Below are 24110 nucleotides of genomic sequence, written 5' to 3'. Positions count from 1 at the left end.
AGGAAGCCTCCCGTCTACTATGGAAGGCTTCCTTTTATTTATCCTGAAACTATTCAAAGCTTAGTACTTATAATTCTTCTAAATGAGAAGTGTTATTGGAAAAGTGAATTTTCGCCTGGCCCATTTCGTCAAAATAAACTTTTGTGATGCCGGTGTTTTCTATAAGAAACGGACGGTTCCAATGGTGCCAACCATCACCAGCTATAAGATACATAAGAAATATGCTTATAAACCCACCGTGGGAAACTGCCATAATTGTCTCTCCCTGATGATCCCTCTGCCATTTCTGGACAAGATTCAAACATCTCATGCTTATTGAATCAAATGTCTCTGTGCCTGGAATTCCGGACGTTACGAAACTGCGATGGTTCAGCTCAGGATAGTCCTTCACTACACTTGCCCGAGCTCTTCCTTGGAGCGGACCCAGGAAGACTTCACGTAAGTCTTCTTCAGGCTGCGGCTTCAATGCATGAGGTTCTGTGATCATGTCAGCTGTCTGATAAGCTCTGGACAAATCACTCGCATATACTGCGTCTAGTTTAATGTTTTTCAAATACTTCGCAGCGAGAGAAGCCTGTTTTTCCCCAAGAGCAGTTAATGGATAATCACTCTGACCTTGAATAATGTGCTTAATATTTGCTGTCGATTGACCATGTCGAATTAAATATAAAGTAGTCACATCATGCCTCCCGGGTCTTACTCGTACTGCTGGCGGTACTGCTGACACTGGGCTTCCAGGTCATCCAGCATACTGATAATACGATCGATGTCTTCGACTTCTGTCTTTTCCGGGTCCAGTGTATCAAGCATATCAACAAGTTTTTCCATTCTTTCATGAAGTGTCTGAAGCTTGTCTTCTTTTGAATAATTCATATAAATGCCCCTTTCATGTCTTTCCAGTAATTCATTTTAACAGAATCTATCTGGAAGGCAACGATAAAATCCATTTCTTCACCTGTACTCGTTCGTCTGCAGGAGAAGCTGATTTAAAACTATTCTCCAGATCAGGTATTCGCACAGAAAATACCACACCTTCATCAGAAGTTTCTTTCTCCAGTGTATTTCTTTCCAAGGGACTACCTGTTATTATAAACGTTGAAATTGAAAGGATGATGAAATTGACTAATACTCCATCTGCGAAACCTCACTTAGATCCGTGGGAAGCTTATTTGGATATAATCGAGTTTGGCTCCTCCCAGCTCACCAATGTAGAATTTACGACTACTAATTTGTGCAACATGCGATGTGAACATTGTGCAGTAGGGTATTCTCTTCAAACGAAAGATCCTTCCCCGCTGCCACTGGAACTTTTTATTGCCAAACTGGATGAGATTCCTCATCTGCGGGCCCTCAGTATCACAGGAGGAGAGCCGATGCTTTCTAAAAAAGGCGTTAAAGACTATGTGCTTCCACTGCTTCAGTATGCTCATAATCGCGGAGCCAAAACGCAGATTAATTCCAACTTGACTATGCCGTTAAAACGTTACGAGATGATTATTCCTTATCTGGATGTGCTTCATATTTCGCATAACTACGGCTCTCTACAGGATTTTGTTGATATTGGATTTGCAGTCATGGACAAAAAACCACCCTTGCACCAGCGGGAAGCTTATTTCCACAGAATGGTGGAAAACAGCCGTATTCTAAGCGAAAGAGGGGTAATGATTTCTGCAGAAACGATGCTAAACAAACGCACTCTTCCCCATTTGGAAGCGATTCATGAACAGATTGCCGCGATGGGATGCACCCGCCACGAGATACACCCAATGTACCCAACCAGCTTCGCGAGTCATCTGGAAACCGCTTCCTTAGAAGAAATCCGAAGCGGTATCCACCGCCTGCTCGATGCACGTTCCAAGGATCTCTGGATGCTGTTCGGCACCCTCCCTTTTTATCCATGCAGTGAAGAGGTGACAGACCTCAAGCTGTTAAAAAGGCTGTACAAAGAAAAAAATGTAACTGTCAGAAATGATCCGGATGGCAGATCCCGATTAAATGTCAATATTTTTGACGGTTCCATCCATGTGACAGACTTTCACCAGGATGGCAGTCTGGGCTCGATTCATGATAAATCCCTCCCACAGGCTTTTCAGGAATGGCAGCATACCGAAACAGCTGCTTCCCTCTCCTGTCACTGTCCAGCGGTTGAATGCCTGGGCCCCAATCTTCTCGTTAAAAATGCTTACTATAAAGATACAGATTTCACGACCCGCTCCGCAAATATCGCTAAATAAAAAAGCTGTGTTAAAGTCTAAAGGCTCTTACGCAAAATAAAGGTAAGCGCCCCCATGGAAAAGAAAGCGCACGTTTATTGCTTATCTACTTTATATTCAAGGCAGCCAGATAAAAAAGAAAAAGCTGTTCCGGGGCGCTTTACCGGGACAGCTTTTTCATGAGCTGGGTTTAAGAAGCTTCGATATTACTTCCGAGCAGGCGGTCGCACTGCTTTTGACGCATATCGAAAATCTTTAATGGGTCATAGAATTGTTCAGGATTCTGCTGGAGGTTAGCCAGTTCCTGCTTTGTCATCTCTAAATGATGCTTATACGTTTCGATAATTTCTTCGAGGTGAGCTACCAGGTCGCCATAGTTAGTATCCACATCTGCCCGAATTGCCCGGTCAAACAGATCAAATTCGAAGAACAGTTTGTAAGACAGAACTTCAGCAATTCCCTGGAAATCCCCGGATTCAAGATATCTGCGATACTGCTGCTGTACGAAGGTTTTACTCTGCTGCATTTCACCGAAAAATTTCCCTACGTTTCGAAGGAGCATCTGCTTGGGCTCCAGACGGGACATTATATTTTCGTCCGGAAGCTCCGTACGGTTAATCATACGGGTCAAATCTCTTTTCCAGTCATGGATCAGTTCAAAATCCAGCTGGAGATTCAGTGTTTCTTCTCCAATAGCTGAGTTGAGATTTTGGTTTACTTCATCAAAGTAATTTTGAGAAGTTTGAAAATCCTGTTCCGTTTCTTTAAGCCATGTCTGAAGCGACCGTCGGAATACTGGGAACAAGTCTTCATCAATGTAGGCACGGAGCCTTGTATTAATGGCTACATCAAGTTCTTCATGAAGATTCTTTGCGCTTTTTTCAGTATCATCCAGTACGTCCGCAGCTTCTTTAATAATGGAAGGAACGTTGGATTCAAATTGTTCTTTCTGCATTTGTTTCATCGTCTGATAGGATTCTACAATGCTTTTCTGCTTATCTGTTCTCGTACCTTCAAGTGTTTTATGAAGCTCCTTAAACTGCTCAAGCATTTCATTATTAAAATGAATCGACTCCTCAAGACTGTTTTCCACCGAGCGCTGCTGTTCCAGAAGTCTTGTCAGCATGCCGCGGATAGCTTTAGAAAGACGAGATGCCGTTTTATCAGCCTGAGCTTCGTCCCGCCCTACCGAGTCAATCCACTGAGCGCGATTGAAAGTATTGTTTGCTTTTTCTTCCAGAACATTGCTTAAACCGGGAACCTCCAGCAGTTCCTGCCTGAGCGGTTCAGTTGTAAGCTCAGGATCCAGTCCTTCTGCTTCTACCCATGCTACTATCGACTCCATTAAACGGAGCATTTCTTCTGCAGCAAGAGCAGGGTTATGACCGCTTTCCTGAGCCAGACCGTTAAGAACAGATTCTTTTTCAGGGAATACTTCCTCCCAGGCTGCCTGGGCGGCCAGTGCAAGTACGGTGCTGCGTCCACTCGATAAAACTTCCCAGTTCCGAAGCAGTTCCGGCATTAATGGCTCCATTTCCTCCTGGAGGTAGGCACCATCTGTTAAGTCGATATAAACATCGTGATGGAGAGCCGCCATCATTTCCCAGTCAGGATATTTCGTTAATTCCAAAGACGAGAAGATTGTATTCATAACTGCAATCCAATGCAGATAATGACCACTATTACGGTACCGTGCCGTTAATTCACCAATGAATTCCTGAAAGAGCGGCTGATCTTCCTGAGCGAGAAGGCGGGCCGGCTTCTCAAAATATTCCGGTTGGAAACCGGAAGTATACCCTCGGCGGATATAGTGCAGCAAATGAGCGTACCAGCCGCTGTCTCCTGTTCTTTCTGCTTCTTTGACAGATAAATCGACGGCTTTCAGCCAGTCCTCATAATCTTCATAGAGTGTTCTTGCAAGCTCGGAAACTCCGGGATAGTCCGGATCAATATCTAGAACAAGGGTTAAATACTCATAAACTTTATCGCGGTTTTTCTCTTCCGCAAAAATAGATAGCAGCTGAAGGGCGATTTCACTTTTCAGCGTGGTATCTTCAGTCTGTACTCCTGAATAAGTATCTTTGGCCTGATCAAGCCAACCGAGATCGTAGTAAGCATCCCCTATGTTTTTATAAGCCCATGATTTAAGTTCTCCAGACACATTTTCCCACTTGAAAATAGCCGTTTCCACGTCAAGGTGATGATAATATACTTCACCCTGAGCAAAACGGATATCAGAAAGAAGGGCTTCATCTTCCTGAGCCTCCTCCAGCATTTTCCCAAGCTGTTTAACGGGGTACTGCTGGTGTTCTTCATCGATCACATGCTGATAATACATTTTTTGAACTAGTGATTCTTGTTTCTCCATGCGTTCATCCCTCCGCGTAAGCAGCTGTCTTTCAGCTTCTTCATAGTTATACTTTATTATAAACGATTTTTAGATCTACATGTTTCATTTTTTCGTGTTTTCCATAATGTTGATGCTTCTCCACCGTCCCAGCCGGTAATAACCAGCAGCAATCAGAGCACTTAATACGAGAGAAGCTCCCATTCCAATCCCGATTCCAGCCTCCCCGTAAATTTCTGCGAAAATATAAGTGAGTGGAAAGCGGAGAATCCAAAATGAGATCACATTAAGCATAAATACCTGAAACATACCTCCCGCTGCTCTTACAATTCCATTCAGGACAAAATTAATACCTAAAAACGGATAGAAGAATGCAACGGTCTGAACATACATTGTACCAAAAGCTACGGTCTCCGGGTCCTGTACGAACATCGAAACAGCCCAATCTGCACTAAAGAAAACGATAGTGCTCATTGTGAGGGAAACTGCTGCAATCAGCATCAGCCCGCTTCTTGTAATTTCACTCACCCGGTGCCATTTATCAGCACCAATATTCTGACCGGCCATACTGTTTATCGCAGATCCAAGAGTAAGAGCGGGCAGCATAATCAGGCTGTCAAGACGCTGAGCTGCGCCGAACCCGGCTACGACTTCATCTCCAAACCCGGTCACTACTGTCATAATAGCCAGCACTCCACCGGAAATTACCATCATGGAAAGCCCTGAAGGAAGACCCAGCTTGAATATCTGCTTGGCCTGTTCTTTCTGTGGTTTGAAAGGAATCGAAAACGGTACATTTCCTTTCGTTACACAATATGTCAGACCATATAAAAAAGCGGTTCCCTGAGAAAAAACAGTAGCATAAGCTGCCCCTTCAATTCCCATATTAAAGCCGGCAATAAATATTGGATCCAGTACAGCATTCAAAATAACAGCCAGCAGAACAAACCTGATCGGTGTTTTACTATCTCCTAGTGCTCTTAAAACGGTAGCAATAAAGTTATATCCAAAAAGAAACATAATACCTACAAAATTAATCCGTAAATAAACAGCAGCCAGCGGGAGGGTCTCTTCCGGCGTCCCCATGAACTGAAGAATCCTCTCTGCAATAACAAAACCTACGATTCCCAATATAAAAGTAAGCACCCCTAGAATAACAACAAATGCATTCAGTGCCTTTTTTAATCCATAAGGATCCTTTGCCCCTTTATACTGGGAAAGAACAGTTAAGGCAGACGTATTAATACCGATAATAAAAGCCAGAATCGTAAATATAACTGTTCCTGATATCGCTGTTGCTCCCAGAGCGTTGGGACCGAGTAAATTCCCTACCCACAGGGAATCAATTACCTGATAGGAAGTCTGTAAAATGTTTGTAAGAAAGATCGGAGAGGAATACAGGATCATTTTCTTCATGATGCTTCCTTCTGTGAAGTCGTATTGTTTCCCTGCCATATCAATTCAAACCTTTCCAGCTGCTATGTAGAAGATTTTCGGAAGATTTTTTCTATATCTGCTCCTGCTCCGCCAGGCTAGTCTTCACTTATCTCAAAGGTTTCTGTGAGATTAACCGCCCCTATGACAGTTTGAGCCATAGCACAGTTTTTCTGTGCCAGAGCAACAGCTTTTTCCACCTTTTTTTCCGATAGCCCTTCCCCTTTAATTTTGTAATGTAAAGCGATACTGCTGATTCTGTTAGCGCGGCTCTCATCTCTCGTTACATCAGCATGCGCCTGGATATCCGACACGGTCATCCGCTGCTTCTCCAGAATTTGGCGCAGCACGGACGTGCTGCATACAGCAATAGAACTAACCATAAGCTGAAATGGCCGGAATCCGTTTTCTTCATTTCCACTGATTCGAAGTGTTCCATATTCCAAGTCTGTTTCGAAATAGTCACCCTGCCATGTAAAGTCCATCTAAACTGCCTCCTTAAAATACTTTTAGTTCAATGTTCATTTTACGTAAAGTCTGACTATTCGTCACGTAAAACCTTCTTGCAAGTTTTATTCACAGGCTTACAATAGAAGAATGACCAATTCTTTTAGATAATCGAATTATTCATCGGGAGAGGAGCTCGTTTTTTCATGGAGAATAATCCGCTTTTTCGCTACTGGGTTCTCATAGGGATGGTACTGATTGCCGGCTTTTCTCAGGGGATGCTTCTGCCGGTGCTGGCTGTCATGCTGGAAGGTTCCGGTATTTCTTCTTCAGCTAACGGATTAAATGCAGCCGCGTTATACATAGGCATTATTCTTATTTCTCCTTTTATTGAAGCCCCGGTGCGCAGGTACGGGTACAAACCCGTCATTTTAACCGGGCTCGTACTCGTTACCATTACAGTAGCATTGTTCCCTTTCTGGCAGGCTTTCTGGTTATGGTTTGTCTTAAGGATGATTGTAGGCGTAGCAGATAATCTTATCCACTTTTCCACTCAAGTTTGGATCAGCACTACCAGCTCGCCCGAAAAGAGGGGCCGGCAGCTGGCTCTTTACGGGCTCGCTTTCGGGCTTGGTTTTGGCGTCGGGCCGATGATGACCCGTCTGCTGGAAATCAGTGAATTTCTTCCTTTTCTCATTTCCGCTTTAATGAGTCTGACCGCTTTATGCTTTATGCTCATGCTTCGAAATGAACATCCTGCCGGCAATGTGGAAACAGCTTCCAGAATTAGTACTATGATCAGGTACAAGCGGGTAATTAAACTTGCCTGGTTTGCACTGCTTCCCGGCTTCTGCTATGGATATTTGGAAGCTTCCCTGCATGGGAATTATCCGGTTTATGCCATGAGGATGGGAATTGATCTGCAGTTGACAACTGTATTTCTTCTTCCAGGCTTTGTGTTCGGCAGTTTATTCACACAGCTTCCGCTCGGTATGCTCAGCGATAAATTTGGGAGAAGCCGTATTCTTCTCTGGATAATGGGGACCGGAGCGGTCATCTTTTTATTTATGCCCCTTGTAGAACATTCTCCGGCTCTGCTTTTCAGCGGGTTTGTTATTACCGGAATGATTCTCGGATCCCTTTTTTCATTAGGTATTACCTACCTTGCCGATCTTGTGCCCGCTGATCTTCTCCCTACAGGCAATGTGATGACAGCAGTCCTCTTTGGTCTGGGCAGTATGACAGGCCCTATAGTCGGGGGTCTGCTCATTGATATCATCGGGCCCGGATCTATTTATTATTCAATAAGCGGGATGCTTGCCCTTATGCTTGCTGCTGGCTTTGTCTTCCAATATCAGCAGAGGTTTTCCAGCGAAAGCCAGCCTTCTGCAGCGGATCACTCCTGGTCATGACGCTTCATTTAAGAAGTCCGGGGGCGGCGGAACAGGACCTGAAAAGCGTCATGACGAAATATCGCCATGACGCTTTAAGGTCAGTATTAAAAAGCCCTGTTTTTATCTTATTCCAGCCAATTGTACAGCCTTTATTTAAACACTTCTCCTAATATTTTGGAAGAATCAGCGTTATTCAGGTTTTTTTCCACCATGCCTGCAGGCTCTGTACGGAGAACTTCTTTAAAAGTGCGCGCCATGCCCGCTTCTCCTACAATATGCAGTTCACTCCATCCGCTGTCTTTGCGGATTTTTTCTACTTTTTGAGCCATGTCTTTATAAAAACGGTGTTTATTTTCTTCAAACCGCTGCTGGAATTTATCTACGTGGCTGGCACCGGAAGCTGTTCTATCGGCAGAGCCCATGCCGTCTGAGAGATTCCATTCTTCCTTGCCGGAATCAAATTCATACCGCCATTCCCCGTTCACTTCTCCAAGAGATGTATCAATAATGCGTACCTCATCATTATTAGGGAGAATAATTCCGGAGCGCGGATATTCTTCCTGGAGCTTTTCCAGTTCTTCAAGATGCGGCGTCGACTCCCAGTAGAAATTAGTTTCTACCGGTACCTGCAGGTAGTGCGCAGACCATAGATTTTCATGATCTGATCCGAAAATAACTACGCCTTTAGCCAGACGGGACCTGTTACCGTTTATTTCATCATCTACCTGTTTTTTTAAATTTTTATAAGCTTTCAGCTCTTCTTTGTCACCAGATGCTTCGATATATTCTTCAATTCGTTTCAGACCGTTTTTAAGTCGAATTTTCCATTCTCCTTTTTGCTGATCCTGATCAGCCGGGTCCGTGTTTAAATATACAGAAAGAACGCATTTACCATCAGGGCATTCAATTTTTTTCAGCGATTTAAGTTCATTTGTTAATGTCATACTGAATCAAGCCTCCTAGAGTGTTATATACTTTGCTATTTTCCAAAAAATCTTCTCATCAAACTTCTTTTTACTTTTGGCATTCATAAGATTAATAAGTACCGGGCCTGCTGTCCGCTTCTTTTCCGTTTTCACATTGCTCATGCCAATCTTTTCATTACTTTTTAATCTTCCACGATAGTCAGTCTTCACACTACTGCTCTTTCTTAGAATGACCGTGCCTCTATATTTTTTACAAAACATGAAAGCTGAAAAAATGCGTAGAAAGTCAAAAAAGGGCTGTCCCATTATGCAACAGGAGCAGCCCTTTTTATTTATTTATCCAATTTTTCCGATTCGCGCTCACCTTCCGGAAGATGTTCAATAGGTACTTCTGCCTGAGACTGATCGAGATGTTTTTGATTACGGGAAACTTCTTCAAGCATCCCTTTCCATTCGCTGTTAACGTTACCTAAAACTTTCTTCACTTCTTCAAAATGAGACATAATGTTCTGCGAAGTTTCTCTCAGCTGCTTAACGTCTTCTGAGGCACGGTCTACGACTCGGGAAATTTCCTCACCCGAATTACGCAGCTGCTCCACAAATTCTTCGCGGTTTTCTTGTACATAAGTAACAAACTGCTTCACCTGTGCAGTGGAATTTGAAGCAGTTCTTCGTGCCTGCGGGGAAGCGGCAATTGTAACTGCACCAGCTACTAAACCTGCTATAGTCGTACCTGCTATAATTTTTGAACTTTTACTCATCATTGTTCCCTCCGTTTCATTTGGTCCATAAATACCATTCTATAACAATATCTTTATTCCTGCTAACCTTTCCCCTTTATTTCCTTTCACTAACCATGAAATTTTTTCACTTGCATTAATTGCTCAAAGTTGTTAATGTATCTTCTTGTGCTGTTAAATCGACACGAAACGACTTATAAAATCAATAGGGGGATTCATCTTTGCAATTAAAACCAAAAATCGACTGGCCGGTTATGTTTATAAGCGGCGGCCTTCTCATAGCTTTTGTGGTTGCTTCAATTATTAATACAAGTGCTGTCGGCGCATTTGTAGACTGGTCATTCAGTTTTTCAACGACCTACTTCGGTACATTCTGGCAGGTCCTCATGCTTGCAACTTTTATTATAGCCTTGTTTCTGGCTTTTTCCAAATATGGACATATTCGACTCGGGAACACGCAGAAGCCTGAACTCAGCAATTTTAAATGGATATCAATTATTATGTGTACTCTGCTAGCTGGAGGAGGCGTTTTTTGGGCTGCTGCCGAGCCGATGTATCACTTTTTAGAAACACCTCCGATGTATGATGGAGAAGCAGGCACCGCAGCTGCCGTCGTCCCCGCCATGGCACAGTCTTTTCTGGACTGGGGATTTCTTGCATGGGCTATTCTGGGGACGCTTGCCGCTATCGTCATTATGTACGGACATTTCCACCGGGGCATGCCGTTAAAGCCGCGGACGCTTCTTTATCCTATATTCGGCGAAAAAATTGCAGGTAAAAGTGTAATAGGCACGCTGGCTGATGCGTTTTCCATTATCGCAGTGGCTGCGGGCACTATCGGTCCCATCGGCTTTTTAGGTCTGCAGGCTGCCTACGGATTTGAATCTTTATTCGGAATACCAAATACTTTTCTGACTCAGCTTCTTATCGTATTCGGTTTAATTTCGATCGCAGCAATTTCCGCAGTTACAGGACTTCACCGCGGAATTCAATTCTTGAGCAGGTGGAATATTATTCTTACGTTTGCTTTAATTGTTGTCGTCCTCTTAATCGGTCCAGGCGGATTTATTATTGATACGTTCGTTGGGACAATGGGAGTTTATACAAGAGACTTTTTAGAACTTAGTTTATACAGAGGCGATACAGCATGGCTCTCTTTCTGGACGCTGTTTTTCTGGGGCTGGTTTATCGGATATGCACCGATGATGGCTGTTTTCATCAGCCGTATTTCCCGCGGAAGAACCATTCGGGAACTTGTGACTGCTATTGCAATAATTGCCCCTCTGATTACTAATTTCTGGTTTTCGGTCGTCGGCGGATCCGGGATATTTTATGAACTACAGGAATCCGGATCGGTCTCTGGTGCATTAAATGAAGGAGGCATGCCCGCAGCAATGATTGCGATTGTTGAACAAATGCCGTTCGGCACTTTCCTTGCCGGCGCCTTTCTTTTAGTAACAATTATCTTTGTGGCTACAACGAGCGACTCGATGAGCTTCACTATATCTATGGCAGTAACTGGAAGTCCCACTCCTTCAAGCGGCCTTCGGGTATTCTGGGCCCTGTTGATGGGTACAGTAGCTTCTGTTCTGCTTTTTCTTGGAGAAGGAAGTGTCGATGCCCTTCAATCCTTTATCGTGTTCACAGCAGTACCTGTATCACTGCTGATCCTTCCAACGTTATGGCTTGCTCCCCGGGTAGTAAAAACGTTATACAATGAGCAGTTTCCGGAAATGAAAAAACGCAAAGCTTCTTAAATAGAGAAACCGGATCACCTAAAACGCCTCCATGATAAGCATTATCATGGAGGCGTTTTTCTGTATAACAACCGTTTTGAAGTTCATGTCTCCCCTTTTCCTCTGCTGAGGGAGGGCTGGTTTCAGGAAAAGCTCCGCTTAAGAAGAACACTTTTGCAGACGGCCTCCGAATTTATCCGAAATCCATGTTACAGGATTTGTTCATAGACATACATCCCATTACTTTTTACTGCAGCAATCTGATTACTCTTTCTTAACAAATCCAGGTGTCCGATCGTTTCAGAAAAAGTGAGATCAGGTTGTTTTTTATACATTTCAGGATATATTTTTTTCGTCAAATCAAAAACTGTCATTTTCTCTCCATTCATCTTCTCAAGAAACATACGTGCTTTCGCTTCCTGAGCACTCAGTCTTTCTGAAATAAGCTTGCTGGGATTTTGAATATCCACCCCGTGACCTGCTAAAACTTTCGTTACCCAGCTGCATTTCTCCAGGGAATTCCGATACTGAATAAGAGTTTCCGGCCTCGGTTCGTGCTCATTGTAAGGAGCTTCAACAATAGCGTTCGAAGAAATATGGGCTATTAAATGATCTCCGGCTACCATGACCCCGTCTTCTTTTCTATAAAAAGACAGATGAGTCTGGGCATGTCCGGGAGTCTCCATAACCCCCCACCCGGGAAGACCGGGAACATCGCTTTCTTTTTCCTCCAGTTCCATCTCCAGCGCGGTCGGCTTCGTGAACTTTTTATATTTTTCCCGTTGATTTTCGATAGCTTCTATCCATTTTCGTTCCATGCCATTTTCTAATAAGAAAGCACGAAAAAATTCATTGAATCTTTGATAATGTGCTTCGTCTTTCTCAAGCCATGGCTTCAGCTTTGCATGTCCTGCCGTAAGAGCTGTTTCAGCAAATAAATAAGCAAGACCTATATGATCAGGATGATGATGAGTTAATAACAGGACATCCACATCTTCCACTTTAAGAGACAGATTATTAAGGCCGTTTATCAGCGCTGTTTCGGCTTCTTTCGTATCAGGTCCTGTATCAACGAGGACGACCTGGTCACCTTTGATCACATATACGTTGATATCGCCTACTAAAAAAGGAGTAGGCAGTGGAATTTTATGAACGGTCATCGTTTCTGTTTTATTATGCAATTATTTCCCTCCTCAAATCAATTTCATTAGTAATTTTTTAATTCATTTTCAAAATATGAAGAAAGATTTGTATTACTGAGGATTCTTCGTACCACCCGGAGCTCTCCTCCATGCAAGACGGGCTTCGAATTTTTCCGTAATAACAACAGCAGACACGAAAGCAGCAATTGAATTGTGTTCACTGTTCAAAATATTGTAACAATTCAGTTATTAAAATATTCTGATTTCATGTATAATTTAAAAAGGGAATTACTAATAAAGAATGGAGGATACGATGCGAAAAACAATGCGAACGTCATTCGCTGACCTGGTGCAGCAGAATAAACAGGAAATAATGCAGGATAAAGAAGCAATCACTTCAATTGAGGTGAGACTTGATGAAAAACATGAGCAGCAGAATCATCACAACCGAAAAGGAGCTTATTAACGATTAGTGATTTTGATAAAGTTTTTTAGGACAACATCTCTCACTATTCGCTCTTTAGCAAAGCGGCATGACAAAGTTGTCATGCCGCTTTGCCGTTGAACACAGCATCCGTTTTATGCAGTTTCTTCGATTATTACTGGTACTTTTTTAGTAGAGACTGAAACTTCAGCGCGTGGGAAACTTCTCCGTTTATTTTTAAGCGGCCGCTCATATAAGCCATCGCGGCATTTAAATTGTTGTCTGCCAGCTTAAGAAAATGTTCGCTGTCCATCTCAAGCACGAGCCTTGGCTCTTTTACCTTAGCCGTGTAATATTCCGCCTTTCCCTCCTGAATATGAAGCTGATAGATACCTTCTTTTTCATCTGTGATATGAAATTCATACGTGTAGGTTAAATCTTTTATATGCTCCGGATTCTCTTCCATTCTCTCAGTGAATTTTTCCAGCGTTTCGGATATTGACACAGTACTTCCCCCTCTTTCGAATGAATGATCATTCATTTTATTTTATTATAGAGCAACCTATCAAAAAAGTATACTCTGAATATAGAAGGACAGGAAATATATCCCTTCTTTTTGAATCGCTGATTTACTATACATCAGGCTCTTTTGACGTTCGCTGTTATTTTTATGTCACTCCGCTGCCGCTCAGCAGGATAGCCTTTTCTGCTCATTTAACGAGTCTGTCCCGTTAGACAGAACTTTAATAGTAAACGAAGATAGTATAAATGAGGAGAGCAGTTAAGATAACTCCCACGAGAATTCCAGTCAGTATTACCGTAATCCCTGAAGACTGAAACTCCTCATTATTAATCTGCCTGCGGCTGCGGAAATACAGGACGACAGCAGAAGCCAAAACAGTCATCCCTGCTGCATAGGAAACTAAACTCACGCCAAGAGATGCCGTCCTGCCCGCGCCCTCTCCACTCCCAAGAGCCAGTTCAAGACCAAATACAAGCAGACCGATTCCTTTCATCGCTAACGCGGTTCTGACCCATGCCAGGAACGTTCTTTCATTAGCAAGATGCTGCTGTATGTAAAAAGCTTCCTGTCTTTCCTTCAATGCGGGTCCCCTCCTTATTATCGTCAAATTCCCTTTAAAACTGAAGCCAGTTCGTAGACCTTTCCATTTTTAACTGTCAATACTTCTAAAATTAATTCCATCAGTCGTTAAAAGCAAGATATTTCCGAACACTGTGAATGTTTCAGCTGTCAGACGGAAGCTTTTCGGGAAGCTTGTCTTTCATATTAATCAACCATATTCATATAGGAACATTCACATTCACATTTGATGATCCGTTCGTTAAATAACTTGGTTGAATTTCATAAAAGAAGTCACCACGGTAAAAACTAAACGATGTAAGTGACCTTCACAGAATTAGAAACGGCGCTTTATTCTCCGGGAGCTGCCATCTTTCACGGCGTCATTCATATATGCGGATATCCGGGCATAATTTCCTAAAAGTATTTGTATATTTATCTGAGAAAAGCACTCATGAAATTCTTTCACTTATATAGTATATAGCAGTAATTAATGGTAAGCTATAATATTGAACGCAGCAATGAAAAGAACGGAGACAGAAAAATGAAAAATATATTGATTATCAGTGCGTTTTATTTACTTGGATTATTTTCTCTTTCCTTCGGTATCAGTTTAATTATTAAAGCTGGTCTGGGAGCGGGACCATGGGATGCTTTTTTTGTAGCTTTATCTGAAAACCTCGGCCTTACAGTTGGAAGCTGGACCTTTATCGTCGGCTTTCTGCTTATATTAATTAATGGACTCTTATTAAAAGAACGTCCTGATTTTTCTGCCTTAATCACAATGTTTCTGATAGGAAGTTTTATAGACTTCTGGCTGCTGATAGCGTTATCGGGAATAGAGCTCAACGCCCTTCCATTTCGGAGCTTCATACTGATTACAGGTATTCTGTTCTGCGGGGCTGGTATCGCCTCTTATCTTCAGTCTTCTTTTGCCAGAAATCCAATCGATCACTCCATGATAGTTTTTCATAAACTTACTGGAAAAAGCCTTTCTTTTTCTAAAACTTTCCTGGAAGTTATGATCCTGATTATTGCTTTCATAATCGGAGGACCAATCGGTATTGGAACACTCCTCGTCGCTTTCGGAATAGGTCCGCTTATACAATTTTTCTATAAGCCGATGACTTCCCTTCGTACGAAATACGCTTCCTAAATTACAAAGCTGCCTTGAAAATAAAGTAGATAAGCGATGAATGGGCGCTTTCATTGCGATTGAACATTTCCGCAGACGTCTCTGCCCTGGCACTGGTTTCTACCTTGGTACCTTCTTGATTCAAACAGCGGGCTTTCTGTATTGGAGAATCAAAACGAAGCGGAAACATGCCCGTGGAAGAAGGAGATTGGAAGATCCCGCAGGGCGAAGCCCACCCGGAAAGCCCTTCCACGGAAGAGCTGAAGCAAAGTTTCCTATATTTAACAGCAACAGACTTTAACACAGCTAATTGAAAAAAGCAGGAATCCCGGTGTGGGATCCTGCTTTTTTTTGTTCTGCATCTTTATTTTTCGTTCGGGCGGTTTACGCGCCGCGGTAAAATCTTTATAAGTAAGCTTCTCAACGAAAGCCCTTCCTCTCAATCATCCTCACGGTTCCTTGACCGCGCCGGTCTTACAATTTCACAATGGATTCCAGAGACTATTCTATCGCCCAAACGAATCTTCGGGTTTGACGCACTTTCATTATTATAATATTTACACAGATAAAAGTCAACCCCTATCTAAGTTTCTCCCCTTCACCGCGGTTCGGAGCGGTACATGAAAAGCAAAAGTATTTTACTTTACTCCCGTAAAAACGCAGCGGAAACCGGCCCTGCGCCCCCATGAAAACGAAAGCGTACTTTTATCGCTTATCTACATTATTTTCAAGGCAGCCTTATAAATAAATTACTTCAAGAAAAAATATGTGTGAAAAGAAAGATTGAAGGGAAATCTATAACCAGCAGTTTTTAAAGGAGGGTCTCAATTATGCCAAGATACGATATTACTGTTATCGGCCGGGTGCAGGGAGTAGGTTTCCGATATTTCGTACAAACGGAAGCAAAGCAGAGAAATTTAACCGGATGGGTTAAAAACGAACCGGATGGGAGTGTAAGGATGGAAGCTCAGGGAAAGGAAGATGAACTTTCCAGTTTTCTCCGCAGCCTTGAAAAAGCACGTTACCCTGCGAGCGTAGAAGAAGTCATTCCTGTTACTATAGATTCGGAATCGAGCGAAAAGAAATTCTCCATCCGTCACGATTAATTGTTATGAAAAAGAAAACTGTTACAGAGAAGAAGCGTTCTTTATTAAAGTCTGATTGCGTCACGGCAGATTTCGTCGTGACTTTTTTTATTCCGCTTCAGCTGACTATTTCATCTTCTTCCATTAAAGCCTGCTTGTCGGACAGGGGCACTCACTAGATCATGTCTTTAATTAACGCGTATGACCGAAGCCGATCCTCGTGATGATAGGCAATCGTACAGATCATTATTTCTTCCGCCTCATAAGCTTCTGCAAAATCCAGAAGCTCTCTTTTCACTTTTTGCGGGGAACCAATAATCATCCGCTCCCTGTTTTCCTTCATTCTTGCTCTGTCAAAACCAGTATAGCTGTATGCAGCTGCACTTTCGGGACTTGGTGTTCCCTGAAGCGCCATTCCTTTTCCTAAAGATAAAAGGGAAAGGTCGAGACTGGAAGCAATATAGTCTGCTTTTTCTTCTGTATCTGCACATAGAGCAAATACAGTTACTATATGCTTAGGAGCTGTCAAATTAATAGAGGGTTGAAAGTTCTTTTTGTATTCTTTAACAAATGTTTCTCCGCCTTCTCCATTTATAAAATGAGCGAAAGAGTAAGGAAGCCCTTTTTCTGCAGCCAGCCGGGCGCTCGCTTCGCCTGACCCCAGTATCCATACAGGAGGAAACGTTTCTGTAACCGGTCCGGCAGCTGCTTCTCCGTATGCGTATTCCGGAATTGTTTCAAAACGAATATAGCGGAGAAGGTCGTCAACCTGTCGCGGGAAACGCTCTGCCCTTCTAGGTTTACCTTCACTTAAAGCGAGCGTGGCACGAGGCATCCCTCCAGGCGCTCTCCCTATACCGGCATCAATCCTGCCTGGATAGAGTGCTTCAAGAATGTGAAAATTTTCCGCTACTTTAAAAGGGCTGTAATGCGGAAGCATAACACCTCCGGATCCGAGACGAATAGACTTCGTATGGGCGCCAAGATGAGCGATGAGAACTTCAGGACTGGTGCCTGCAAGAGAAGCAGAGTCATGATGTTCAGATACCCAGAACCTGTAATATCCCCATTTTTCCGCTTTGCGAGCAAGATCAGCTGTGTTTCTTAAAGCTTCCGCAGCGGTCATACCTTCAGCTACAGGGGATTGATCGAGAATACTCAGCTTCATAAGTCTCTTCCTCCTCCAGTACAGTTTAGTTAATCATCATCCGGCAATATATTTATCTTCCTCCGTTTTCAGAGGGGGAAAACTGCTGAAACACTGTGTCCCTTTGATCTTCATAAACTTTACTTCCTGTCACCTGATTTATAATTGCGGCGTTCCGGTGTACGGCCAAAGCCAGGTTGGTCGCTCCGGCTCCGTGGGAATGAACAAGATCGGTAAGGGAATAAATTTTATTGCTTCGGTTATCGGAAAACTGAATATCAAACTCTCTGCCGATTCGGAGATACCCCTCCTCTCTTTCAGCTTCCTGCATGAGCCGCTCATACCAGTCCGGAATATCCGGCTTGTAGCCCGTGCCAAGCACAACTTTTTCAGTCTGCAGATTGAATTCTTTTTCCTGCTGATGCTGATAACAAACGACCTGGTACTTCCCATCGTCATGATAAATAGAGCGAATTTCTGTATTAGCCTGAATGACACATCCTGCCTCTTTACCATCAACTGTTCGATGATAAAGCAGATCATATATTTTATGAAGAGTAGTCTGTTCTATTCCATTGCGCAGCTGATTTAATCCGGGAAGCTCTTCCAACCTCTTGTTAAGAGGAAGGGCATGAAAATAATCGATATAATCCGGAGAAAAAATTTCCTGTCCGAGCTTGCCCGCTTCTAATTGAAAGAATCCAGAAGATCGTGTATACCAGTATAATACAGGTCTTCCCTCTCTTTGGTTTTCCAGCTGTTCAAGAAAGACTTCTGCTGCACTCTGACCAGAGCCTACTATCAGAATAGAATCTGCCTCTGCCAGTTCTTTTTCCTGAAATGCATATTGGCTTGTATGCATCACGTCTTCAGCTGGAAAACCTGTGAGCTTTTCCGGTATCAACGGTTTCGTTCCCGTACCTATCACTAGGTTTTTAGAAAAATAACGAGCTTCCACTTTTGTTTCTCTGTCTTCCACTATTACTTCATAATGGGGAATTTCATCGCTTTGGTGATTAATGACATCTGTAACTTTACGGCCAAATACACAGGAGTCAAGTTGTTCCGACACCCACCTTGCATAACTGCTGTATTCCTTTCTGGGAATGTCAAAGCGGTTAAAGAAGAAAAACTGGTTCATCCTGCCGGCTTTATGTATATAGTTTAAAAAACTGAAGCGGTTGGTAGGGTCGGCAAGAGTTACCAGATCAGCAAGAAACGGAACCTGAAGATCAGCTCCCTCAATCAGCATACCCGGATGCCATCTAAAAGAAGGAGTTTCATCAAAAAATAGAGTGCTTAGATTATCGATATCTGTAGAAAGAGCTGCAAGTCCGAGATTAGCAGGACCAATGCCGACTCCAATAATGTCATATAATTCTTTTTCATTCATATACCTCACTCCAATCTATTCGTATTTCTAATGTTCCGATACTAATTTGTACAATTATTCGTTATGATTGAATAAACAACCACCAATTATGGAGGGATATACTTATGAACGAAACTTATGTAGTCTGGTTCAGAAACGATTTTCGTTTCCATGATAACCCGGCTGTACATGCCGCACTAAATGAAGCTCAGGAATCCGATGGGAATATTCTGTTCGTATTTCACCTTCATCCCGATTTCACAGGCAATACAGACTTAAGCAACGATTACTTTTTTCAGACTGTCCGTGATTTTGCAGAGGAATGTGAAAAAATAAACGTCAAACTTCATATTATTTCCGGTACTCCAAAAGAAGCTTTTGACCTTCTGACTGAAAGAGTCGGTGTAATTAACACTGTTTATCATGCACGCGACTTTACACCATTCGCTCTGCAGCGAGATGAAGAAGTCCGTCATACTCTGCAAAAACACAGAATCCGCCTTGAAAGCGTGCGAGGCAATTATATACATGAACCCTTTGAAATTACAAAGAATAACGAGGAACCCTATAAAGTGTACACGCCTTATTCCAGGCAGTGGCTCCGTGCGGAAAAAACTTCTTTAGTCCAAAGTGATCCAGACGACATATCCCGCTTTTACGGAAGGATTAAAGCTGTGGATGCTGAAAGTGAAAAAACATTTTCAACTATCCTTAATAACTGCTCCTCCAACTGGAAAAAAATTGGTGAAAAAGCGGCTCTTCACCGGCTTGAATTTTTTATAAAAAATGTCCTTTCCCGCTACCATCATACCAGGGATCTGCCTGAAAAAGCAGGCACAAGCCGTTTGTCCCCCTACCTTCGCACAGGGACTCTTTCTGTACGACAGGTATATAATGCAGCTGCTGTACAACTGGAAGGTAAGAACAATGAAGGGCCGGAAACCTTTATAAAAGAATTGGCGTGGAGAGATTTTTACACAATGATTTTAACTCATTTCCCTGAAACCGCTGAGAAAGAATTTCAGGAAAAATACCGTGACTTGAGCTGGAACAACAACCAAGATCACTTTTCTCTCTGGAAACAGGGGATGACAGGCTTTCCTATTGTCGATGCAGGTATGAGACAGCTGAATCAAATAGGATGGATGCATAACCGTCTTCGTATGATTACTGCTTCTTTTTTAACAAAAGATTTTCAGATGGACTGGCGTCTGGGGGAAAAGTATTTCGGAGAAAAGCTTATTGATTACGATCCAGCCTCAAACATCGGCGGCTGGCAGTGGGCCGGTTCTGTCGGTACTGATGCAGTTCCTTATTTTCGTGTTTTCAGCCCGGTACGCCAGTCGGAACGGTTTGATCCAGATGGGTCCTACATCCGGCGCTACGTTCCGGAGCTGAAAGATGTGCCGGACAAGTTCATCCATGAACCACATAAGATGCCGGCCGACATTCAGGATAAAGCTTCCTGCAGGATCGGAAAAGATTACCCTGAACCAATCGTTGATCATAAGCAGGAAAGAAAGCGCGCTATTGCTATGTTCAAAGAGGAGGGGGAACTGTTATGATTATTCGCCGTTTAAAACCTGCAGAAGCTGACCAGTCGATACGCATGTCAGAATTTGCTTTTCAATATCAGATGACGGATGAAGAAAGACGTTCAAGACTTACTGATATGAATCCGGAAGATACGTGGATTGCTGAAGAAGACGGAGAAATCCTCTCCAAAGTTACTGTTCTGCCTCTCCATGCTCATTTGTACGGTCTTCCAGTTCCAGTTGGTGGTGTTTCCGGTGTAGCAACGTGGCCTGAACACCGCCGGAAAGGGATAGTTGCCCTCATGCTGAAGCATGCGCTTGAGGATATGAAAGAAAGAGGCCAGCTGCTGTCGATGCTTTATCCGTTTTCCGTCCCTTTTTACAGACGGTTTGGCTATGAACTGTTTGCTGACCAGGAAACCCTCACATTATCAAGAGAGCAGCTCCCTCTCCGGGAGGAGCACGACGGACACTGCACAAGAATCGAACGAGATGCAGAAATTCTCGACCCCATTTATAGAGTTTGGGCGGAAAAGTATAATGGTTCTCTCTCCCGCTCTCCTGAATGGTGGAGAAAATCTGTATTTAAGAGAAAGCCCGGTTCAATAACAGTATACTACCGCCATGGTAAGGCCAGAGGCTATATCATTTATGAAGTAAAAGAAAGAAAAATGCATATAGAAGAACTGATCTGGCTCGATGCGGATGCAAGAAAAGGATTATTTACCTTCATCCGAAATCACGATTCCATGGCAGAAACATTTTCCATTAAAACAGGAGCCCACGATATATTTGCATTTCTTCTTCCTGATCCAAAAGTGAAACGGGAAGTCACTTCTTATTTTATGGCGAGAATAGTCGATTGTCCCATGCTCCTCTCTCTTGTGCCTTTTCAGCTGCAAGAGAACGAAAATATCATTATTCATTTAAAAGATACGCTCTGCCCGTGGAATGAAGGCACGTATATCATTGCTGCCGCATCCGGCCCCCCTTCCAGGGTGAAATTTTTCAGATCTGATTTTGAAGATGATAAAATTTCGCGTCAGCTCCCGAAGCGTGGTCTCGAAATGGACATAAATATGCTTACAGCTATTATAATGGGGGCCCAGACCCCTATTAGACTGTGGGAGGAAGAAAAAATCACAGGTGATGAAGAGGCAGCATGGATACTTGAACAGTCCCTTCCTAAACGCCTGCCGTTCATTTACGACTTTTTCTAAACACGAAAGGAGCCGCAGTGTTGAAATCAATTTTTTCTCCTTTATTTCAATTTTTATATGGTAAAATCCCTGTTGATCAAGCCCTTCAGTCCATTTACTGGACGACTGCAGTTATTTTTTTCATGCCGGCTGCTGTCTCTCCTCTGTTTTTCATTGGTTACTGGCAGCTGAACGGGGCAGTATATGCTTTTACTTATGGATTAATTATGCTTTTTGTAGTCTGGGTTGTCCTTCCTCTTTTATTACGTGCACTGATGAAAATTTTCAGGCTGTTCTATAATTCTCAGGATCACTCATAATAAAAAAAGGCTGTCTCCGAGTATTCGGGAACAGCCTTCTTTGCAGTATAAAATTGAAAAGGACAGGTTATAAAGCTTAGGGTAAAACGAGGACTCACCTCATTTATATTATAAAAAGTGTATTTACTTCAGGCTTTTAATTAAACCTGCTTCGTTCTCCCGTCTATAAAGACGAACTTCCTAACTTCTGCAAACAGTCTTGTCTGATGAGTAAAAGAAAGCTTCTATTACTCCCAGAGCCTTCTGAGCGTCTTTAATGTACTCTGTGACGGAGTATAGCGCACCGGAAGGTCAAACTTAGTTGTCTGTTTTAAAATACTCTTTTTATGGGTGAACGTATCGAAACTATCTTTGCCGTGATAGGCTCCATGACCACTTGCTCCGACACCTCCAAAAGGCAGATAAGGCGTAGTAATGTGCATAATTGTATCGTTCACACAGCCTCCGCCGAAAGAGAGATTATTAATAATCAGATCTTCAGTGTCTTTACTCTCTGTAAAAAGATATAAGGCTAAAGGATTTGGCCGCTCTCTAACAATATTCAGCACTTCATTTTCATATTGATAGGATACAATCGGCAGTATAGGACCAAAAATCTCTTCTTCCATTACCCTGTCATCCATCTGTACATCCATCATAATAGTCGGTTCCATTTTCCTGCTGTCTCTGTCGTATCCACCGCCGTAGGAAATTTTGTTTTTATCCAGCATTTTCGCCAGCCGGTCTACATGCTCCTCCGAGACGATTCGAGGAAAGCTTCTTTTACCGCGTACTTCGGGTCCAAAATATTTTTTTGTATATTGAATAACAAGCTTTAGGAACTTCCTTCTGCAGGAATCCTGAATTAAAACATAATCCGGAGCCACACAGTTCTGTCCTGCATTCATAAACTTTCCCCAGACGATGCGCTTTGCTGCCAGCTTTAAATCAGCATCTTCCGTAATAATCACAGGATTTTTCCCCCCAAGTTCCAGCGTGAGAGGAGTTAAATTTTTTGCTGCCTGTTCCATCACTTTTCTACCTGTTGTCTTGCTTCCTGTAAAAAAGATATAGTCGACTTTTTGTGCTAGCAGGGCCTGTGAAACTTCTGAATCTCCTTCTACTACAGCGATATATTCTTCTGGAAATGTAGAAGCAATTATGTCACGAATGACCATGCTCGTATTCGGTGTGAATTCTGACGGTTTGATAATAGCAGTATTTCCTGCTGCAATAGCACCAATTAGAGGCACCATAGCAATCTGAAAAGGGAAATTCCACGGACTGATAATCAGTGTTACGCCGTACGGATCTTTATATACATAGCTCGTACTTCCTGTATGGGTCAACGGCGTTTTCTGTTTCTGCGGAGAAGCCCAGTAATCCATATTTTTTTCTATATCTTTCAACTCACTGTAAAAATATCCTACTTCTGTTAAGTATGCTTCGAATTCTCCTTTATTCAGATCTTTTTTTAAAGCATCCATAACTTCGCTTTCTCTTTTTTTCACTGTTTCTCTAAGCAGTTTAAGCTGTTTTTTTCTGAATGAGATACTGCGTGTATGCCCTGCGTAAAAAAAGTCTTTCTGGCTCTTCACCAGTGCCTGTACCATTTCTTCCATTCCAAATCACGTCCTCTGCTGGCTTCTGCTTGTATTTCCTGCTGTTTATAACAGCGGATGTACTGACAAGTGGTTAAATAATCGAATCAGTAAAGATCTGTCAATGACTTTCTCCCTGCAGCCGCCGTCAAAACTTTCGACAGAAGGCTTATAATTGGTTTTCTTTATTCATAATGGATGCGTAGTATTCTATAAATCATAACACAGGAAACTGCATCCATCACGGCAAGCTATTCCTTTTTTCAGTTTGCTTTGTTAAGGCCGCATCTTCTTAATTTAGGCTGCCTTGAAAATAAAGTAGATAATCGATGAACGTGCGCTTTCGTTTCCATGGGGTCGCAGGGCCGGCCTCAGCTAATTCCGTCCTCCCTTCCGTCGGGGCGGACGGGGCTCGGCCTTGATCGCCCCGGAGTCGCCCCATCTCCACTCCAGCTCCCGGTAAAAATACGGAGCAGGATCGATCGGCCTTCTAAATTAAAGAAGCCCTCTTCTGACTATCCTTCATTCTACCTGTATAGAGGGGGAACTCCATTCCTACAGAAAGTCATTTTCATGCCTCATGGTGCAGCCATCCTGCATAAGTGTCTCTGTTAAAGCTGTGGTTCTTGCACACGTTTGGGGGGAAAACAAACTATATCTGACAAAAAACTAATTTCACCTCTAAAACTTCTCTCGTTTCAGCCCGGCGCACCAGCTTTTTAGGTGAAGATATCTTCTGTAATCGTAAGTCGGAAAGCCAATGCCCCTTTTTTTGCGTAAGAACAGCAGACTTTTACAGCGCTCTCATTTTAAAACCTGACTTTCATTAATAAATTTCTCATAAATTCAAGCA

At 42.8% G+C, this 24110-nt stretch carries 23 protein-coding genes; 9 read left to right on the top strand and 14 right to left on the bottom strand.

The genetic code is table 11. From position 1 onward, the window contains the following. Positions 1–67 precede the first annotated feature (67 nt). Positions 68–679 (bottom strand): histidine phosphatase family protein, encoded by a 612-nt coding sequence (locus FTX54_RS05520; RefSeq protein WP_187254578.1) that lies wholly within the window; start codon positions 677–679, stop codon positions 68–70. Between the two features lie 17 nt (positions 680–696). Next, positions 697–873 carry an SE1561 family protein gene (locus tag FTX54_RS05515; RefSeq protein WP_187254577.1) on the bottom strand — a complete coding sequence of 59 codons (177 nt, stop codon included), beginning with the start codon at positions 871–873 and terminating at the stop codon, positions 697–699. 239 nt (positions 874–1112) lie between these two features. On the opposite strand from FTX54_RS05515, the gene yfkAB reads away from it, so the two are divergent. After that, positions 1113–2234, top strand: a complete 1122-nt coding sequence (yfkAB, locus tag FTX54_RS05510) for a radical SAM/CxCxxxxC motif protein YfkAB (RefSeq protein ID WP_147804155.1) — start codon at positions 1113–1115, stop codon at positions 2232–2234. A 169-nt stretch (positions 2235–2403) separates the two neighbouring features. Here the strand turns inward: yfkAB and FTX54_RS05505 are convergent, their stop codons facing one another. The 3 genes from FTX54_RS05505 to FTX54_RS05495 form a co-directional block, all read right to left on the bottom strand. Beyond that, complete coding sequence (locus FTX54_RS05505; RefSeq protein ID WP_147804069.1) at positions 2404–4581, bottom strand: tetratricopeptide repeat protein; 2178 nt, start codon at positions 4579–4581, stop codon at positions 2404–2406. Between the two features lie 84 nt (positions 4582–4665). Beyond that, a complete protein-coding gene (locus FTX54_RS05500) occupies positions 4666–5976 on the bottom strand; it encodes an MATE family efflux transporter (protein WP_422387416.1) in 1311 nt (436 codons plus the stop codon). A 116-nt stretch (positions 5977–6092) separates the two neighbouring features. Further along, positions 6093–6479 (bottom strand): OsmC family protein, encoded by a 387-nt coding sequence (locus FTX54_RS05495; RefSeq protein ID WP_147804067.1) that lies wholly within the window; start codon positions 6477–6479, stop codon positions 6093–6095. A 168-nt stretch (positions 6480–6647) separates the two neighbouring features. Here FTX54_RS05495 and FTX54_RS05490 point away from each other — a divergent pair, with 168 nt between their 5' ends. After that, on the top strand, positions 6648–7853 hold the full coding sequence (locus FTX54_RS05490) for an MFS transporter (protein WP_147804066.1): 1206 nt from the start codon (positions 6648–6650) through the stop codon (positions 7851–7853). Positions 7854–7984: 131 nt separating this feature from the next. Here the strand turns inward: FTX54_RS05490 and FTX54_RS05485 are convergent, their stop codons facing one another. The 3 genes from FTX54_RS05485 to FTX54_RS05475 all read right to left on the bottom strand — a co-directional run bounded on the left by FTX54_RS05485 (position 7985) and on the right by FTX54_RS05475 (position 9525). Further along, positions 7985–8779: a VLRF1 family aeRF1-type release factor gene (locus tag FTX54_RS05485; RefSeq protein WP_147804065.1), complete on the bottom strand. Its 795-nt coding sequence runs from the start codon at positions 8777–8779 to the stop codon at positions 7985–7987. Positions 8780–8794: 15 nt separating this feature from the next. Continuing rightward, positions 8795–8971 (bottom strand): hypothetical protein, encoded by a 177-nt coding sequence (locus FTX54_RS05480; protein WP_338485589.1) that lies wholly within the window; start codon positions 8969–8971, stop codon positions 8795–8797. Positions 8972–9093: 122 nt separating this feature from the next. Beyond that, positions 9094–9525 carry a hypothetical protein gene (locus tag FTX54_RS05475; RefSeq protein WP_187254576.1) on the bottom strand — a complete coding sequence of 144 codons (432 nt, stop codon included), beginning with the start codon at positions 9523–9525 and terminating at the stop codon, positions 9094–9096. A 230-nt stretch (positions 9526–9755) separates the two neighbouring features. Here FTX54_RS05475 and FTX54_RS05470 point away from each other — a divergent pair, with 230 nt between their 5' ends. Continuing rightward, positions 9756–11258 carry a BCCT family transporter gene (locus FTX54_RS05470; RefSeq protein WP_147804154.1) on the top strand — a complete coding sequence of 501 codons (1503 nt, stop codon included), beginning with the start codon at positions 9756–9758 and terminating at the stop codon, positions 11256–11258. 188 nt (positions 11259–11446) lie between these two features. Here FTX54_RS05470 and FTX54_RS05465 read toward each other — a convergent pair whose 3' ends face one another. Beyond that, positions 11447–12418: an MBL fold metallo-hydrolase gene (locus tag FTX54_RS05465; protein WP_147804063.1), complete on the bottom strand. Its 972-nt coding sequence runs from the start codon at positions 12416–12418 to the stop codon at positions 11447–11449. Between the two features lie 274 nt (positions 12419–12692). Between FTX54_RS05465 and FTX54_RS05460 the strand changes: the two genes are divergently transcribed. Continuing rightward, a complete protein-coding gene (locus FTX54_RS05460) occupies positions 12693–12845 on the top strand; it encodes an FbpB family small basic protein (protein WP_147804062.1) in 153 nt (50 codons plus the stop codon). A 133-nt stretch (positions 12846–12978) separates the two neighbouring features. Here the strand turns inward: FTX54_RS05460 and FTX54_RS05455 are convergent, their stop codons facing one another. Further along, positions 12979–13308, bottom strand: coding sequence for an SCP2 sterol-binding domain-containing protein (locus FTX54_RS05455; RefSeq protein ID WP_187254575.1), 330 nt, complete (start codon positions 13306–13308; stop codon positions 12979–12981). Between the two features lie 238 nt (positions 13309–13546). Then, a complete protein-coding gene (locus FTX54_RS05450; RefSeq protein WP_187254574.1) occupies positions 13547–13906 on the bottom strand; it encodes a YidH family protein in 360 nt (119 codons plus the stop codon). A 522-nt stretch (positions 13907–14428) separates the two neighbouring features. Here FTX54_RS05450 and FTX54_RS05445 point away from each other — a divergent pair. Both FTX54_RS05445 and FTX54_RS05440 read left to right on the top strand, forming a co-directional pair. Further along, entirely contained in the window at positions 14429–15040 is a 612-nt protein-coding gene (locus FTX54_RS05445) for a YczE/YyaS/YitT family protein (protein WP_147804059.1), read from the top strand. 809 nt (positions 15041–15849) lie between these two features. Beyond that, complete coding sequence (locus FTX54_RS05440; protein WP_147804058.1) at positions 15850–16125, top strand: acylphosphatase; 276 nt, start codon at positions 15850–15852, stop codon at positions 16123–16125. Between the two features lie 154 nt (positions 16126–16279). On the opposite strand, the gene FTX54_RS05435 is transcribed toward FTX54_RS05440, so the two are convergent. Beyond that, positions 16280–17272 (bottom strand): LLM class flavin-dependent oxidoreductase, encoded by a 993-nt coding sequence (locus FTX54_RS05435; RefSeq protein WP_147804057.1) that lies wholly within the window; start codon positions 17270–17272, stop codon positions 16280–16282. A gap of 52 nt (positions 17273–17324) precedes the next feature. After that, the gene (locus FTX54_RS05430) at positions 17325–18644 is read right to left on the bottom strand and encodes a lysine N(6)-hydroxylase/L-ornithine N(5)-oxygenase family protein (RefSeq protein ID WP_147804056.1); all 1320 of its coding nucleotides are present in this window, start codon (positions 18642–18644) and stop codon (positions 17325–17327) included. 104 nt (positions 18645–18748) lie between these two features. Between FTX54_RS05430 and FTX54_RS05425 the strand changes: the two genes are divergently transcribed. From FTX54_RS05425 to FTX54_RS05415, 3 genes are read left to right on the top strand one after another with little or no spacing between them, the layout of a single operon-like run. Further along, positions 18749–20188, top strand: coding sequence for a cryptochrome/photolyase family protein (locus FTX54_RS05425; protein ID WP_147804055.1), 1440 nt, complete (start codon positions 18749–18751; stop codon positions 20186–20188). After that, entirely contained in the window at positions 20185–21378 is a 1194-nt protein-coding gene (locus FTX54_RS05420) for a GNAT family N-acetyltransferase (RefSeq protein ID WP_147804054.1), read from the top strand. Before FTX54_RS05425 ends, FTX54_RS05420 begins: the two co-directional genes overlap by 4 nt. Positions 21379–21398: 20 nt before the next feature. After that, positions 21399–21677, top strand: coding sequence for a hypothetical protein (locus FTX54_RS05415; protein WP_147804053.1), 279 nt, complete (start codon positions 21399–21401; stop codon positions 21675–21677). A gap of 227 nt (positions 21678–21904) precedes the next feature. Here the strand turns inward: FTX54_RS05415 and FTX54_RS05410 are convergent, their stop codons facing one another. After that, positions 21905–23278 carry an aldehyde dehydrogenase gene (locus FTX54_RS05410; protein WP_147804052.1) on the bottom strand — a complete coding sequence of 458 codons (1374 nt, stop codon included), beginning with the start codon at positions 23276–23278 and terminating at the stop codon, positions 21905–21907. Positions 23279–24110: the final 832 nt, after the last annotated feature.

Source organism: Alkalicoccus halolimnae (genome assembly GCF_008014775.2).
In the GTDB taxonomy this organism is placed as follows: domain Bacteria; phylum Bacillota; class Bacilli; order Bacillales; family Salisediminibacteriaceae; genus Alkalicoccus; species Alkalicoccus halolimnae.
Note: the sequence above shows the minus strand (reverse complement) of the source record. Positions and strands in the feature narration are given on the sequence as shown.

Coding starts and splice junctions, on each gene's coding strand:
- FTX54_RS05420 (WP_147804054.1), top strand. CDS start 20,185: ATGATTATTCGCCGTTTAAAACCTGCAGAAGCTGACCAGTCGATACGC.
- FTX54_RS05515 (WP_187254577.1), bottom strand. CDS start 873: ATGAATTATTCAAAAGAAGACAAGCTTCAGACACTTCATGAAAGAATG.
- FTX54_RS05490 (WP_147804066.1), top strand. CDS start 6,648: ATGGAGAATAATCCGCTTTTTCGCTACTGGGTTCTCATAGGGATGGTA.
- FTX54_RS05485 (WP_147804065.1), bottom strand. CDS start 8,779: ATGACATTAACAAATGAACTTAAATCGCTGAAAAAAATTGAATGCCCT.
- FTX54_RS05425 (WP_147804055.1), top strand. CDS start 18,749: ATGAACGAAACTTATGTAGTCTGGTTCAGAAACGATTTTCGTTTCCAT.
- FTX54_RS05435 (WP_147804057.1), bottom strand. CDS start 17,272: ATGAAGCTGAGTATTCTCGATCAATCCCCTGTAGCTGAAGGTATGACC.
- FTX54_RS05410 (WP_147804052.1), bottom strand. CDS start 23,278: ATGGAAGAAATGGTACAGGCACTGGTGAAGAGCCAGAAAGACTTTTTT.
- FTX54_RS05505 (WP_147804069.1), bottom strand. CDS start 4,581: ATGGAGAAACAAGAATCACTAGTTCAAAAAATGTATTATCAGCATGTG.
- FTX54_RS05500 (WP_422387416.1), bottom strand. CDS start 5,976: ATGAAGAAAATGATCCTGTATTCCTCTCCGATCTTTCTTACAAACATT.
- FTX54_RS05460 (WP_147804062.1), top strand. CDS start 12,693: ATGCGAAAAACAATGCGAACGTCATTCGCTGACCTGGTGCAGCAGAAT.
- FTX54_RS05495 (WP_147804067.1), bottom strand. CDS start 6,479: ATGGACTTTACATGGCAGGGTGACTATTTCGAAACAGACTTGGAATAT.
- FTX54_RS05475 (WP_187254576.1), bottom strand. CDS start 9,525: ATGATGAGTAAAAGTTCAAAAATTATAGCAGGTACGACTATAGCAGGT.
- FTX54_RS05470 (WP_147804154.1), top strand. CDS start 9,756: ATGTTTATAAGCGGCGGCCTTCTCATAGCTTTTGTGGTTGCTTCAATT.
- yfkAB (WP_147804155.1), top strand. CDS start 1,113: ATGAAATTGACTAATACTCCATCTGCGAAACCTCACTTAGATCCGTGG.
- FTX54_RS05445 (WP_147804059.1), top strand. CDS start 14,429: ATGAAAAATATATTGATTATCAGTGCGTTTTATTTACTTGGATTATTT.
- FTX54_RS05440 (WP_147804058.1), top strand. CDS start 15,850: ATGCCAAGATACGATATTACTGTTATCGGCCGGGTGCAGGGAGTAGGT.
- FTX54_RS05430 (WP_147804056.1), bottom strand. CDS start 18,644: ATGAATGAAAAAGAATTATATGACATTATTGGAGTCGGCATTGGTCCT.